At 62.2% G+C, this 15,215-nt stretch carries 12 protein-coding genes; 4 read left to right on the top strand and 8 right to left on the bottom strand.

Annotation, left to right across the window (positions count from 1 at the left end):
* Positions 1-7: 7 nt before the first annotated feature.
* From P7F28_RS16195 to upp, 5 genes are all read right to left on the bottom strand, one after another.
* Complete coding sequence (locus tag P7F28_RS16195) at positions 8-679, bottom strand: nicotinate-nucleotide adenylyltransferase (protein WP_277185530.1); 672 nt, start codon at positions 677-679, stop codon at positions 8-10.
* Positions 670-1,599, bottom strand: a complete 930-nt coding sequence (gene hemF, locus P7F28_RS16190; protein ID WP_277185529.1) for an oxygen-dependent coproporphyrinogen oxidase — start codon at positions 1,597-1,599, stop codon at positions 670-672. The genes P7F28_RS16195 and hemF overlap by 10 nt, the downstream gene beginning before the upstream one ends.
* A gap of 104 nt (positions 1,600-1,703) precedes the next feature.
* On the bottom strand, positions 1,704-2,993 hold the full coding sequence (purD, locus tag P7F28_RS16185; protein WP_277185528.1) for a phosphoribosylamine--glycine ligase: 1,290 nt from the start codon (positions 2,991-2,993) through the stop codon (positions 1,704-1,706).
* A 203-nt stretch (positions 2,994-3,196) separates the two neighbouring features.
* Complete coding sequence (locus tag P7F28_RS16180) at positions 3,197-3,925, bottom strand: YebC/PmpR family DNA-binding transcriptional regulator (RefSeq protein WP_277185527.1); 729 nt, start codon at positions 3,923-3,925, stop codon at positions 3,197-3,199.
* A 326-nt stretch (positions 3,926-4,251) separates the two neighbouring features.
* Complete coding sequence (gene upp, locus P7F28_RS16175; protein ID WP_277185526.1) at positions 4,252-4,905, bottom strand: uracil phosphoribosyltransferase; 654 nt, start codon at positions 4,903-4,905, stop codon at positions 4,252-4,254.
* A 232-nt stretch (positions 4,906-5,137) separates the two neighbouring features.
* Here upp and P7F28_RS16170 point away from each other — a divergent pair, with 232 nt between their 5' ends.
* Genes P7F28_RS16170 through kdpE form a run of 4 tightly spaced genes read left to right on the top strand, consistent with a single transcriptional unit; the run spans position 5,138 to position 8,065 of the window.
* The gene (locus tag P7F28_RS16170; RefSeq protein ID WP_277185525.1) at positions 5,138-5,917 is read left to right on the top strand and encodes an SDR family oxidoreductase; all 780 of its coding nucleotides are present in this window, start codon (positions 5,138-5,140) and stop codon (positions 5,915-5,917) included.
* Positions 5,918-5,933: 16 nt separating this feature from the next.
* A complete protein-coding gene (locus P7F28_RS16165; protein WP_277185524.1) occupies positions 5,934-6,323 on the top strand; it encodes a methylglyoxal synthase in 390 nt (129 codons plus the stop codon).
* A gap of 27 nt (positions 6,324-6,350) precedes the next feature.
* Positions 6,351-7,325: a quinone oxidoreductase gene (locus P7F28_RS16160; RefSeq protein ID WP_277185523.1), complete on the top strand. Its 975-nt coding sequence runs from the start codon at positions 6,351-6,353 to the stop codon at positions 7,323-7,325.
* Positions 7,326-7,366: 41 nt separating this feature from the next.
* On the top strand, positions 7,367-8,065 hold the full coding sequence (gene kdpE / locus P7F28_RS16155) for a two-component system response regulator KdpE (protein WP_277185522.1): 699 nt from the start codon (positions 7,367-7,369) through the stop codon (positions 8,063-8,065).
* Here kdpE and P7F28_RS16150 read toward each other — a convergent pair.
* The 3 genes from P7F28_RS16150 to P7F28_RS16140 form a co-directional block, all read right to left on the bottom strand.
* Positions 8,022-8,693, bottom strand: coding sequence for an SDR family oxidoreductase (locus P7F28_RS16150; RefSeq protein ID WP_277185521.1), 672 nt, complete (start codon positions 8,691-8,693; stop codon positions 8,022-8,024). The genes kdpE and P7F28_RS16150 overlap by 44 nt on opposite strands.
* Before the next feature lie 83 nt (positions 8,694-8,776).
* Complete coding sequence (locus P7F28_RS16145; RefSeq protein ID WP_277185520.1) at positions 8,777-12,085, bottom strand: efflux RND transporter permease subunit; 3,309 nt, start codon at positions 12,083-12,085, stop codon at positions 8,777-8,779.
* A gap of 3 nt (positions 12,086-12,088) precedes the next feature.
* Positions 12,089-15,211 (bottom strand): MdtB/MuxB family multidrug efflux RND transporter permease subunit, encoded by a 3,123-nt coding sequence (locus P7F28_RS16140; protein WP_277185519.1) that lies wholly within the window; start codon positions 15,209-15,211, stop codon positions 12,089-12,091.
* Between the last annotated feature and the right edge of the window lie 4 nt (positions 15,212-15,215).

Genomic DNA, 15,215 nt, shown 5'->3' with positions numbered 1-15,215 from the left:
CGTGTCTTTACCGGTTCCGGTAGAGGTGATGTTGAACAATATAGTCCCAGACGGCGGCCGGGACATGCGCGCGCACTTCGGCCGAGCCGCTCATGGTGCGCGCTTCCTCGCGAATGGCGGTGGCGGAAATATCCATCAGCAACATTTCGTCGATGAGGATATGCCCGTGCGCACTTTCACGCAGCGTGTCTGCCGTCGCCTGACGCGCCGCGACTTCCTTCGCGACCGCAGGCGGCAGCGCCGAGATATCGAAGCCCGCGCGCGTTTCCACGCAGACGTGCGCGTAGTCGAACAACCGCTGCCATTGATGCCACGAATCCAACTTCACGAACTGATCCGCGCCGATGATCAGCGACAGCGACGCGTCCGCGCCTTCGCGCTCGCGCCAGTGGGCGAGCGTATCGACCGTGTAGGTATCGCCGTGGCGGTCGATTTCATCGGTGGCGACGGTGACGGTGACGGTGACGCCGTCCGTCTGCATCGATTCGGCAGCCAGGCGCGTCATCGCCAGCCGATGCTCCGGCGCGGACACGCCTTCCTTCTGCCACGGCTGACCGGCTGGCAGCAGCACCAGTTCGGTCAGTTGCAGCAAATCGATGAAGCGCCGCGCGAGCTTCAGGTGTCCGATATGAATCGGATCGAAGGTGCCACCCAGGATGGCGATGCGCTTCACAGCCATTCTTTGCGCACCAGGAAATCGGAATACAAGCGCGCTTCAGGCGTACCCGGCTCCGGCTTCCAGTCGTAGCGCCAGTTTGCGACCGGCGGCATCGACATCAGAATGGATTCGGTGCGGCCACCGCTTTGCAGACCGAAGTGTGTGCCGCGATCGAACACCAGATTGAACTCGACATAGCGTCCGCGCCGATACGCCTGAAACTCGCGCTCGCGCTCGGTGTACGCCATCTCACACCGCCGTTCGATGATCGGCAGATACGCTTGCAAGAACGCATCGCCGACGCTCTTCATCATCGAGAAAGCGCGTTCGAAACCGCCGTCCGCGTAGTCATCGAAAAAGATTCCGCCGATGCCGCGTGGCTCGCCGCGATGCTTCAGATAGAAGTACTCGTCGCACCACGTCTTGAAGCGTGGATACAGATCCGCGCCGAACGGCTGCAAGGCGTCGCGGCAGGTGGCGTGAAAATGCCGCGCGTCTTCTTCGTAGCCGTAGATGGGCGTGAGATCCATGCCGCCGCCGAACCAGAACACCGGTTCTTCGCCTTCCTTCACCGCGGTCAACATGCGTACGTTGGCGTGCACGGTCGGGCAGTGCGGATTGCGCGGGTGCATGACCAGCGATACGCCCATCGCCTCGAAGCCGCGTCCCGCGAGTTGCGGACGCGCCGCGCTTGCGGACGGCGGCAAGGCGTCGCCCTGAACGTCCGAGAATCCGATGCCGCCGCGCTCGAAGAACCCGCCGCCTTCCAGCATGCGCGTGATGCCGCCGCCTCGCAGATGCCCGCCCGGTTCACGGGTCCACGCATCGGTGGCGAACGCGGTGCCGTCGAACGCGCCGAGCGCCTCGGCGATTCCCGATTGCAGGCCGGTCAAATACGTGCGTACTGCCGCGATATCGTGATTAGCGTTGTCTTCACTCATCGATTGTTGCGGTGCGCCAGAGGGCGTCGTAGTTCTCTCTAAAAACACGATGCCGGACGCGGAGTCCGGCATCGCAGTCATGCGGCATTGCGACGAGCCGCGCTTTATCCGTGACGCTCAGCCTGCTTGCGATTCACCGCCCGGTAGCCGATGTCCCGGCGATACTGCATGCCATCGAACGAAATCTGATTGACTGTATCGTAGACCACGGATTGCGCGCCGCGAACCGTATCCGCCAGACCGACCACGCACAGCACGCGTCCGCCCGAAGTGGTCAGCTTGCCATCGGCCAGCGTCGTGCCCGCGTGGAACGTGACGGCGTCGCCCGTTTCGGCCGGAATGCCGTTGATGCGGTCGCCCTTGCGCGGCGTTTCAGGATAGTTGTGCGCGGCCAGCACCACGCCCAGCGCCGTGCGACGGTCCCAGTCGAGTTCCGCGCCGTCCAGCTTGCCGTCGATCGCCATTTCGATGATCTTCGAAAAGTCGCCCTTGAGACGCGCCATGATCGGCTGCGTTTCGGGATCGCCCATTCGGCAGTTGAATTCGAGCGTTTTCGGGTTGCCTTGCGCGTCGATCATCAGACCGGCGTACAGAAAACCCGTATAGCGGATGCCTTCGTTCTCCATGCCGCGCACGGTCGGCAGGATGATTTCGCGCATCACGCGGGCGTGCAGTTGCGGCGTGACGATCGGCGCGGGCGAATACGCGCCCATGCCGCCCGTGTTCGGGCCCTTGTCGCCATCAAGCAGACGCTTGTGATCCTGGCTCGACGCCAGCGCCAGCACATGCTTGCCGTCCACCATGACGATAAAGCTCGCTTCCTCGCCTGCCAGAAATTCTTCGATCACCACGCGCGCGCCGGCATCGCCGAGCTTGTTGCCTTCGAGCATCGAGTCGATGGCTTCATGCGCTTCGTCGTCCGACATCGCCACGACCACGCCCTTGCCGGCAGCCAGTCCGTCCGCCTTGATGACGATCGGCGTGCCTTTCTGATCGACGTACGCGTGTGCGGCGGCGGCGTTGGTGAAGGTTTCGTACTCGGCCGTCGGAATGTTGTGGCGCTTCATGAAAGCCTTGGCGAAGTCCTTCGAGCTTTCCAGTTGCGCGGCTTCCTTCGTCGGCCCGAACACCTTCAGCCCGCGCGAACGGAACAAATTGACGATGCCCGCCGCCAGCGGCGCTTCCGGCCCGATCACCGTCAGCGCGACATGCTCGGCCTCGACGAAATCGGCGAGGGCGGCCGGATCGGTGATATCGACATTGCGCAGACGTTCGTCCTGCGCGGTGCCGCCGTTGCCCGGCGCGACGTAGACGATCTGCACGCGCGGCGACTGCGCGAGCTTCCAGGCCAGCGCATGTTCGCGACCGCCGGAACCGACGACGAGTAACTTCATTTGAATCCCCGAAAAAACTGTGTAAAAGCGGTGGCGGCGAGGCGGGCAGCGCCGGGCGCGGAGCACGCGAGCGGGTGCCGGATTATCGGCTGAAGGCGGCTCGCGCTGACTGCTGCTGCGTCACGCGCCTTCAGACGATCACATGTCGGTCGCTCCGGTCCTCGGACCGAAGCGAATGCCGTACCAACAACGGCAAAAACGCCTTACTCGTCGTTGATGGCGGCGTTTGTATAGACTTCCTGCACGTCGTCGAGATTTTCGAGCGCATCGAGCAGTTTCTGCATTTTCAGGGCGTCGTCACCGTTGAATTCGACTTCCGTTTGCGGTTTCATCGTCACTTCGCCGACTTCCGCCTTGAAGCCCGCGGCTTCGAGCGCGTCCTTCACCTTCTGGAAATCGTTCGCCGGGCAGACCACTTCGATACTGCCGTCTTCATTGGTGACCACGTCGTCCGCGCCAGCTTCGAGCGCAGCGTCCATCAGCTTGTCTTCCGGCGTGCCGGGCGCGAACAGGAATTGGCCGACGTGATCGAACATGAACGACACCGAGCCGTCCGTGCCCATATTGCCGCCGAACTTCGAGAACGCGTGACGCACTTCCGCGACCGTGCGCGTGCGGTTATCCGTCATGGTGTCCACGATGATCGCCGCGCCGCCGATGCCGTAGCCTTCGTAGCGGATTTCTTCGTAGTTCGCGCCATCCACGCCACCGACGCCGCGCTGAATCGCGCGGTTGATGTTGTCCTTCGGCATGTTGGCGTCGTACGCCTTGTCCACGGCCAGGCGCAGACGCGGGTTCGTGTCGGCCTCGCCGCCACCCATGCGCGCCGCGACCTGAATTTCCTTGATCAGACGCGTCCAGACCTTGCCTCGCTTGGCGTCGGCCGCGGCTTTCTTATGCTTGATGTTGGCCCATTTCGAGTGACCCGCCATTACCTTTCTCCGTCGCGCGCGGGCTGAATGCCGCGCCTGATGTGCTGTGGTGCCGTGAAGCTGTGAGTGTTCTTGTCTGCTGCCGGGGCGCTTCGCCGCGTTTTTTGGAACGGATGAACCCGCTAGGAACAGACCGAAATTTTATCATGGCGGCACGCGCGGGCATGCTCAGGCCAACCCGTGTGTTGCACGAAAAGCGCCGCAATGCGGTCGAATCGGACGAAAAGGGGGCGAATTCGTGCAAAAACCCCAATGCCGAAAAAAATCGCCGCGCCGGTCCGGACTGGACGTGCGCGGCGATTGGCGTATTGCCGGAGCGAAACGCGTCAGTTCTTCGTGCCGAACAGACGATCGCCTGCATCGCCCAGACCGGGGACGATATACGCGTGATCGTTCAGATTCGAATCCAGCGACGCCACATACAGCTTGACGTCCGGATGCGCGTCCTGGAACACCTTCACGCCTTCGGGCGCGGCCACCAGCGCTACGAAAATGATGTTTTCATCGAGCACCTTGCGACGCTTCATGACATCGACGGCGTGAACGGCGGAATTGCCGGTGGCGACCATCGGATCGCACAGAATGAACAGACGATCTTCGATATCCGGCGGCAGGCGCACGAGATACTCGACCGGGCGATGATCTTCCGCGCGATACACGCCGATATGCCCGACACGCGCCGACGGCACCAGATCGAGCAAGCCGTCCGACATGCCGATGCCCGCGCGCAACACCGGCACGATCGCGAGCTTTTTGCCGGCAATGACCGGCGCGTCGATTTCGACCAGCGGCGTCTGCACGCGCTTGGTCGTCAGCGGCAGATTGCGCGTGATTTCGTAACCCATCAGCAGCGTGATTTCGCGCAGCAACTCACGGAACGTGCGCGTGGACGTGTCCTTGTCGCGCATATGGGTGAGCTTGTGCTGGATCAGCGGGTGATCGAGGATAAAGAGATTGGGAAAGCGGCTGTCTTGTTTCATGGGTCTCGCGCGCGCGGCGCGTCCTGCTGTGTTGTCTGGTTCGCTCGGCGGGACGGCGTCCCGAAAGACGCCGGAGCGGACAGTGGCGACAGTTTACCCAAAAGCCCGCGCGCTCCTAAGAAGATTCGAACTTAGCCGATTCCGGCGCGCGCCGACGTTGCCGCCCCGATTCTTCTAGAATGCGCGAAAGGCGTATCGAACGCTGGACGAACGACACATTGGAGGATGGACGATGGACATGGGAATCGCGGGCCGCACGGCGCTCGTGTGCGCGGCAAGCAAGGGACTCGGGCGCGGTTGCGCCGAAGCGCTGGCCGCCGAGGGCGTGAATCTGGTGATCACGGCGCGCACGGCGGAAACGCTGGAAGCCACCGCCGCGCATATCCGCGCGCAATACGGCGTGCAGGTGACAACCGTTGCGGGCGATATCACCACGCCCGAAGGCCACGCCGCCGCGCTCGCTGCCTGCCCGCAGCCGGACATTCTGGTCAATAACGCAGGCGGCCCGCCGCCGGGCGATTTCCGCACTTTTACGCACGAGATGTGGATCAAGGCGCTCGAATCGAACATGCTCACACCGATCGAACTGATGAAGGCGACCATCGACGGGATGATCGAGCGCGGTTTCGGGCGGATCGTGAATATCACGAGTTCGTCGGTCAAAGCGCCGATCGATGTGCTCGGGCTGTCGAACGGCGCGCGTTCCGGGCTGACGGGATTCGTCGCGGGCGTGGCGCGCAAGGTGGCATCGACGGGCGTGACGATCAACAATCTGCTGCCGGGCACGTTCGATACCGACCGCATCGGCGTGACGATGGAAGCGCAGGCGAAGGCGCAGAACGTGCCCGTCGAAGAGATTCGCTCGCGGCGCGCGCAGAGTCTGCCGGCGGGTCGCTTCGGCAATCCGGAAGAGTTCGGCAAGGCCTGCGCGTTCCTGTGCAGCGTGCATGCGGGCTATATCACCGGCCAGAACATGCTGATCGATGGCGGCGCGTATCCCGGAACGTACTGATATGGCGAGCACGCAAATGAAACCACGCGTCGCGCTGATCGCGCACGATATGAAGAAGGACGACATCGTCAAACTCACCGGCGAATTCGTCGATACGCTCGCGCAATGCGATCTCGTCGCGACCGGCACGACGGGCGGGCGTATCGCGGCAGCGCATGGGCTGACGGTCGAGCGCAAGTTGTCCGGCCCGCACGGCGGCGATTTGCAGATCGGTGCCGAACTGGCGGAGGGGCGCGTGAATATCGTCATCTTTCTGCGCGATCCGATGACGCCCCAGCCGCACGAACCCGATATCAATGCCCTCGTGCGCGCCTGCGACGTACACAACGTGCCGTGCGCGACCAACATATCGACCGCGCGCATGATTCTCGACGATCTTCGCCTGCGCTTCTCGCGGGCATCCTGAACGACCTATCAAGGAGATGAAGAAGCGATGACCAAGGCAATCCGTTTCGACAAAACAGGCGGCCCGGAAGTAATGAAGTGGGTCGATGTAGACGTGGGCGCGCCGGGCAAGGGCGAAATCCGCGTGAAGCATCATGCGGTCGGCCTCAATTTCATCGACGTGTATTTCCGCACCGGCCTTTATCCGATGCCGCTGCCTGGCGGGCTCGGCATGGAAGGCGCGGGCGAAGTGACGGCCGTGGGCGAAGGCGTCACGCAGTTCAAACCGGGCGATCGCGTGGCGTATGCGTCGCGTCCGCCGGGCGCGTATGCGCAGGAGCGCGTGATGTCGGCAGATTACGTCGTCAAGTTGCCGGATGCGGTGAGCTACGAAGATGCCGCATCGATCATGCTGCAAGGGCTGACGGCGCAATATTTGTTGCGGCGGACGTATTGCGTGAAAGCGGGCGATACGGTGCTGATTCACGCGGCAGCGGGCGGCGTCGGCATGCTGGCGTGTCAGTGGGCGAAGGCGCTCGGCGCGACGGTGATCGGCACGGTCGGATCGGACGAGAAAGCGGAACTGGCGAAGGCGCATGGCTGCGATCACCCGATCGTCTACACGCGCGAGAACTTCACGCAGCGCGTGCGCGAAATCACCAACGGCGCGGGCGTGCCGGTTGTGTACGATTCCATCGGCAAGGACACGTATATTCCGTCGCTCGATTGCCTCGCGCCGCTCGGTCTGTTCGTGAGCTTCGGCAATTCGTCCGGTCCGATTCCGCCGATCGATTCGTCCGAATTCGCCGGACGCGGCTCGCTGTTCTTCACGCGGCCGACGCTGTTCAGCTATATCGCCAAACGCAGCGATCTGGACACGATGGCGGCGGAATTGTTCGATGTGGTTTCATCGGGCAAGGTCAAGACCAACGTTCGCCAACGCTACGCGCTGTCGGACGCGGCCAAGGCGCACGAAGAACTCGAAGCGCGCAAGACCACCGGTTCGACCATTTTTCTGCCGTAAGCAGTGAGCGACGGTTCCACTCCAAAACGACAAACACAAACATGAGCGAGCCGTCTTTCACGGTTGTCCTGATCGAGGACGAAAAACAAATCCGCCGCTTTGTGCGCGTTTCGCTGGAAGCGCAGGGCATGACGGTGCACGAAGCGGAAACCGGCAAACAAGGTCTGGTCGAAGCGGCCACGCGCAAGCCCGATCTCATCATCGTCGATCTCGGTTTGCCGGATACGGACGGCATCGACGTGATTCGTGAATTGCGAAGCTGGACCGAGTTGCCGGTGATCGTGCTGTCGGCGCGCACGCAGGAGGAGCAGAAAGTCGCCGCGCTCGATGCGGGCGCGGACGATTATCTGACCAAGCCCTTCGGCGTATCCGAGTTGATGGCGCGGATTCGCGCGCATCTGCGGCGGCGCAATCAGGCATCGGCAAGTGAGACGCCTGTTATCACGTTCGGCGATGTCAACGTTGATCTCGCGTTGCGGCGCGTCACGCGTGGCGGCGAAAACGTGCATCTGACGCCGATCGAATATCGGCTGCTATCGACGCTGGTGCGGCATGCCGGGCGCGTGCTGACGCATCGGCAATTGCTGCTGGAAGTGTGGGGGCCATCGCATGTGGAAAGCCCGCATTATCTGCGCATCTACATGGCGCATTTGCGGCAAAAGCTCGAACGCGATGCCGCGCAGCCGGAGCATATCGTTACTGAAACCGGCGTCGGGTATCGGCTGGTTGGAGTGAGTTGAAGGTTTCGATCGGCACGTCCCCGCCGATTACGCCGATTACCTGATTGCCTATCGTCAGCGCGATGCATCGCACGGTCAGATGGGCGATGTCGCCGCGTGAGATTTTTGCCAATGGATGCGTTCTTTCGTCCGCAAGCGCGATGGTGCCGCGTGGCGCGTCGTCGGAGAGCGGACCGGGACGCAGGATCGCGTAGGGCACGCCGCGCCGTGTTACGTAGGCATCGGCTTCGCGTTTCATGCGCGCGTAATGGCGTAGCGCGAAGCCCGCGCGTTCGGGGTAATACGCGGAAAGCGCGCTGATTGTCACGATCTGCCGCACGCGACGGCGCTTCGCGTAATCGGCGGTGCGCATGACGGCATCGCGATCGATCGCGCGTTCCTCCTGAATTCCTTCGTTATCCGATGATCCCGCCGCGTAAATCACATGCGTGATGTCATCGAACGCGTGGGAGAAGTCGTAGTTGAGATCGCCGAGCACGATCTCCGCGCCCATCGCCGAGAACTCGCTCTTGTGCGCCGAACGACGCAGCATCGCGCGAAAGGGCAGCGCTTCGTCATGCAGCCGACGCGCGATCAGACGACCCGTGCGGCCATGCGCGCCGATCAGCAAAACCTTGATCGCGTTCATCGGAATCGCCCTCCTTTGAGAAGTCGGGACGATCATCAAGCTAAGCGATTTTTAGCGCGCACGCCATGAGTGATTGCGCTTGCTTATTCGATCGCACTCGCTGGCCGCGCGCCACCATTTCGCCGCGCGCGACGATTGTCAGACCATATACGAACGCGATCCATATACAGATAAACCACCGGCGTCGTATAGAGCGTCAACAACTGACTGACGATCAGGCCGCCGACAATCGCAATCCCCAGCGGCGCGCGCATTTCCGAGCCTTCGCCCGTGCCGAACGCCAGCGGCAATGCGCCGAGCAGCGCGGCGGCGGTGGTCATCATGATCGGACGGAAGCGCAGCAAGCACGCTTCTTCGATTGCATCGCGCGGCGTTTTCGCGCCGTGCCGCGTGGCTTCGATGGCGAAATCGACCATCATGATCGCGTTCTTCTTCACGATCCCGATCAGCAAGATCACCGCAATAAACGCGATGATGCTGAACTCCGTCTTGAACAACAGCAGCGCCAGCAACGCGCCGATGCCCGCGGAAGGCAACGTCGAAAGAATGGTGATCGGATGGATATAGCTCTCGTACAAAATGCCGAGCACGATATACACCGCCGCCAGCGCTGCCGCTACGAGAATCGGCAACGATGCGACCGATTGCTGGAACGCCTGCGCCGTGCCCTGGAAACTGCCGTGAATAGTCTGCGGCACGCCGATTTCGCCCATGGTCTCGTAGATCGCGGCGGTGGCATCGGACAGCGATTGGCCCGGCGGCAGATTGAACGAAATGGTCGATGCGACGAACTGGCTCTGGTGATTCACCGACAGCGGCGTATTCCCCGGCCCGAACTTGGCGATGGCGGAAAGCGGCACCATCGTTTCCTTCGTGGTCGATACCGCTGCGCCCGACGATGAACTCGACTTGCCGCTTGCTGCAATCGCGTTAGTCGCCGAATTCTTGACGGCGGCAAGCGCGAGCGCGGTGCTGGCGTCCGTGCTGCTGGTGGACGTGCTCGTTGTTGTCGTCGCGGTGGAAGCGGTTGTCGTCGTCGATTGTGTGGATGCCGAACCGCTTGCCGTGCCGCCCGACGTGCTGATCCAGATTTGCTTGAGCATTTCCGGGTCTTGCCAGTACTTCGGCGCAAGCTCCATCACCACGTGATACTGCGACAGCGGGTTATAAATGGTCGAAACCTGCCGCTGGCCGAAGGCATCGTAGAGCGTGTTGTCGATCTGCGCGGGCTTGATGTTCAGGCGCGCGGCGGTGGCGCGATCGAACGTGACCATGCTTTCCAGACCGCCTTGCTGCTGATCGGAATTGACATCGACGAGTTCGGGGCGCTTCTTGAGCGCGTCGGTAAGCAGCGGTCCCCACTTGTACAAATCCGCCGTGGTATCCGACAACAAGGTGAACTGATACTGCGCGTTCGATTGCCGTCCGCCCACACGAATATCCTGCACGGCTTGCAGGAACGTCTGCGCGCCAGCCACATCGGCCAGCGGCTTGCGCAACCGGTTGATGACCACTTCCGCCGATACCTTGCGCTCACTCTTCGGCTTGAGCGAAATGAACATAAAGCCCGAATTGGTCGATCGCCCGCCCGTGAAACCCGCGACGCTATCCACCGCCGGGTCCGCTTCGACGATCTTCATCATCTCCGAAAACTTACCCTTCATCGCCTGGAACGACGTGCTCTGATCCGCCTGAATGCCGCCGACGATGCGCCCCGTGTCCTGCTGCGGGAAAAACCCCTTCGGCACGACGATATACAGCACCACGTTGAGCGCGACTGTCAGCAGCAGCGACACCACGACCAGCAGCGGATGCCTGAGCGCCCAGCCGAGCGTGCGCCCATAACCTCGCTGCATGCGCGTGAACTGCCGTTCGAGCCATTGCGCGACACGGCCTTCTTCCTTCTTTTCGTGCGGCTCCTGAAGCAGGCGCGAGCACATCATCGGCGTGACGGTGAGCGAGACGAGCAGCGACACGGCGATCGCCAGCGACAAAGTCAGCGCGAACTCGCGGAACAGCCGCCCGATGATGCCCGCCATCAGCAAGATGGGCAGGAACACGGCGACCAGCGAAATGCTCATCGATACAACCGTGAAGCCGACTTCGCGCGCGCCGAGCAGCGCCGCCTGCATGCGCGGCACGCCGTTCTCCACGTGTCGCGAAATGTTTTCCAGCACAACGATGGCGTCATCGACCACGAAGCCAGTGGCGATGGTCAGCGCCATCAGCGAGAGATTGTCCAGCGAGAAGCCGAGCAGATACATCGCCGCGAACGTGCCGATGATCGATATCGGCACGGCGACGCTCGGGATCAAAGTCGCGCGCCAGTTTCGCAGGAACAGGAACACGACCATCACGACCAGCGCCACCGCGATTGCCAGCGTGAGTTCGGTATCGTGCAGCGAGGCACGGATGGTGGTGGAGCGATCGGCTGTCGGTGTGATCAGCACATCGGCGGGAAGGGCGGCTTGCAATTGCGGCAGCATGCCCTTCACGCGATCGATCGTATCGATGATATTCGCGCCTGGCTGGCGATACAGAATCACCAGCACCGCGCGCTTGTTGTTGATGAGGCCGAGGTTGCGCAGGTCTTCGACCGAATCGACCACTTCGCCGACATCCGACAGCTTCACCGCCGCGCCATTGCGATACGCGACGACCAGATCCTTGTACTGCGATGCCTTGCTCGCCTGATCGTTCGTATAGAGCTGGACGTGCGTGCCTTTGAACTCGATCGACCCTTTCGGGCTGTTCGCATTCGCCGATGCCAACGCCGCGCGCACATCCTCCAGTCCGATGCCGTAGTGAAACAGCGCGCCCGGTTCCAGTTCCACACGCACTGCCGGATTCGCGGACCCGCTTACATCGACTTCACCGACGCCCGGCACCGTGGACAGCGTTTGCTGAAGCACGGTCGCGGCGGAATCGTAGAGCGAGCCGGCCGTGCGCGTGGGCGATGGAAGCGCGAGGACGAGAATCGGCGCGTCGGCGGGATTGACTTTGTGGTACGTCGGGTTCTGCCGCAGTGACGTAGGCAGATCGGCGCGGGCGGCGTTGATGGCGGCTTGCACATCGCGCGCGGCGCCGTCGATATCGCGATTCAGGCCGAATTGCAGCGTAATGCGCGTGCTGCCGACCGAACTCATCGACGTCATTTCGCTCACATCGGCGATGGTGCCGAGGTGACGTTCCAGCGGACTCGCCACGCTCGTTGCCACCGTCTCGGGACTCGCGCCCGGCAGCGATGCCTGCACGGAAATGGTCGGGAAATCGACCTGCGGCAAGGGCGCGACCGGCAGCTTCACGAACGCGAACATCCCCGCAAGCGCAATGCCGATGGCCAGCAGCGTAGTCGCGACCGGACGATTGATGAAGAGGCGCGACATGTTCATCGCTTAACCCTCATCACGCGCGGGCCGCGACGGATTGATGTGATGCCCGAAACGCGCACGCAAGCGGCGGCTGAGCGATTCGAAGCCGAGGTAGATCACCGGCGTGGTGAACAGCGTCAGCAACTGCGACACGATCAAGCCGCCGACAATCGCGATACCCAGCGGCCGCCGCAATTCCGAACCCGCGCCCCAGCCCAACATGAGCGGCAACGCGCCGAGCAGCGCGGCCATCGTCGTCATGAGAATGGGGCGGAAGCGCAGCAGACACGCCTGAAAAATCGCTTCGCGCGGCGGCTTGCCCTGATCGCGCTCCGCTTCGAGCGCGAAGTCGATCATCATGATCGCGTTCTTCTTCACGATCCCGATCAACAGCACGATGCCGATAATGCCGATGATGTCCAGATCGTTGCCCGTAATCATCAGCGAGAGCAGCGCGCCGACGCCCGCGGACGGCAGCGTGGACAGAATGGTGATCGGATGGATAAAGCTCTCGTACAGCACGCCGAGCACGATATACATCGTCACGATGGCAGCGAGAATCAGGAACAGTTCGTTCGATAGCGACGCCTGAAACGCCAGCGCCGCGCCCTGAAAACGAATCTGGAACGAAGCGGGCAAGCCGATATCGTTCTTCGCCTGCTCGATCGCCTTCACCGCCGCGCCCAGCGATTCACCCTTGGCGAGATTGAACGACACCGTCGTCGCCGGGAACTGCCCGAGGTGCGTGACCAGCAAAGGCGCGGCGCGCTCGTGGAAGGTCGCGATGGACGACAGCGGCACTTGCCCGTTCGTCGCGGTGGACGAGGGCAGATAGATGCCGTTGAGAATCTCGCTGTAATGCGCTTCGCTCGGCTCGGCTTCGAGAATCACGCGGTACTGGTTCGACTGCGTGAAGATGGTCGAAATGATGCGCTGACCGAAGGCATCGTAAAGCGCGTTATCGACCGTGGCGGGCGTAATGCCGAAGCGCGCCGCCGTCGCGCGATCGATTTCGATGTAGACGGACTGACCGTTCTGCTGCAAATCCGTGGCGACGTCGGTGAGGATCGACGTGTGCTGCAAGCGATCGACGAGCTTCGGCACCCATTCCGCGAATTCGGTCGCGTTCGGGTCGGTCAGCATGAATTGATATTGCGTCGGACTCACGGTTGAATCGATCGTCAGATCCTGCACCGGTTGCATATACAGTTTGATGCCGGGAATATCCGCCACCTGGCTCTGAATCGTGCGGATGATTTCGCTCGACGTATTGTCACGATCATCGCGCGGCTTCAGATTGATCAGCATGCGCCCGCTGTTCAGCGTGATATTCGTCCCGTCCACGCCAATGAACGAGGTCAGACTTTCGACATCCGGATTCTCCAGAATCTTCTTCGCCAGCGCCTGCTGCTGCTCCGCCACTGCCTGATACGACGCCGCCTGCGGCGCCTGCGTGATGGCCTGAATCACGCCGGTATCCTGCGTCGGGAAAAAGCCCTTCGGAATGTAGATGTACAGAACAGCGGTGAGGATCAGCGTGAGCACGAAGACGAACATCGTCGCGCGCTGACGCTCCAGCACCCAGTTCAGCGCGACCGCGTATCGCCCGATCACATAATCGATAGCCCGATGCGCGCGCGCCTCGAAGCGCTTGCTGTCCTTCGGCGGCGTGTGGCGCAGCAGTTTGGCGCACATCATCGGCACCAGCGTGAGCGAGACGATCGCCGAAATGACGATGGTCACGGCCAGCGTAATCGCGAATTCGTGGAACAGGCGGCCGACCACATCGCCCATAAAGAGCAGCGGAATCAGCACCGCGATCAGCGAAACCGTCAGCGAGATGATGGTGAAGCCGATCTGCTTCGAGCCCTTGAGCGCCGCTTCCAGCGGTGGTTCGCCTTCTTCGACGTATCGCGCGATATTTTCGATCATCACGATGGCGTCATCCACCACGAAGCCGGTCGCGATGGTCAGCGCCATCAGCGATAGATTGTCGAGCGAGAAGCCGCACAGATACATGACGGCCAGCGTGCCGACCAGCGAAAGCGGCACCGACAAGCTCGGGATGATGGTCGCGTAGACGTTGGCGAGGAACAGGTAGATCACCAGCACGACCAGCACCACGGACAGCGCCAGTTCGAACTGCACGTCGCGCACGGAGGCGCGAATGGTGGTGGTGCGGTCGGTGACCACGCGCACGTCGAGCGCGGCGGGCAGCGATTGCTGCAAGCCCGGCAGCAGCTTCTTGATGCCATCGACCACTTGAATGACGTTCGCGCCCGGCTGACGCTGCACGTTCAGAATGATCGCGGGCGTGGAATCGACCCACGCGCCGAGCTTGGTATTTTCCGGGCCCTGAACGATGGTCGCCACATCCGTGAGCATGACCGGACGCCCGCTGCGATACGCGACCACCGCGCTCTTATAGGCGTCCGCATCGGTCAACTGATCGTTGGCGTTGATGGTGTACGCGCGCGACGGACCGTCGAAATTGCCCTTCGGCGTGTTGACGTTGAGGTTCGAAATCGTCGTGCGCAGATCGTCGATATTCAGCCCGTACGAGGCCAGCGCGCGCGTGTTCGCCTGAATGCGCACGGCCGGGCGATTGCCGCCGCTGACCGACACCAGACCCACGCCCGCCACCTGCGAAATTTTCTGCGCGAGACGCGTATCCGCGAGATCCTGAACTTGCGTGAGCGGCAGCGTTTTGGAGCTGACCGCGAGCGTGATGATCGGCGCGTCGGCGGGATTGACCTTGGCGTAGATCGGCGGCGCGGGCAGGTCGGAGGGCAGCAGATTGCCCGCCGCGTTGATCGCCGCCTGCACTTCCTGTTCGGCGATATCCAGCGGCAGATCGAGACTGAACTGCAAGGTAATCACCGACGACCCCGCCGAGCTTTGCGAGGACATCTGATTCAGACTCGCCATCTGCCCGAACTGCTTTTCGAGCGGCGCGGTGACGCTGGACGTCATCACATCGGGCGATGCGCCCGGATAGAACGTCTGCACCTGAATGGTCGGGTAGTCGACGGCGGGCAGGGCGGACAGCGGCAGAAAGCGCAGCGCGACCAGGCCGACCAGCATGATCGCCGCCATCAGCAACGCCGTGCCGACCGGACGCAGAATAAAGAGGCGTGACGGATTCATGTCG

This window comes from Caballeronia sp. BR00000012568055, from assembly GCF_029439455.1.
Lineage (GTDB): Bacteria > Pseudomonadota > Gammaproteobacteria > Burkholderiales > Burkholderiaceae > Caballeronia.
This window is presented reverse-complemented; position numbering and strand designations above follow the sequence as displayed.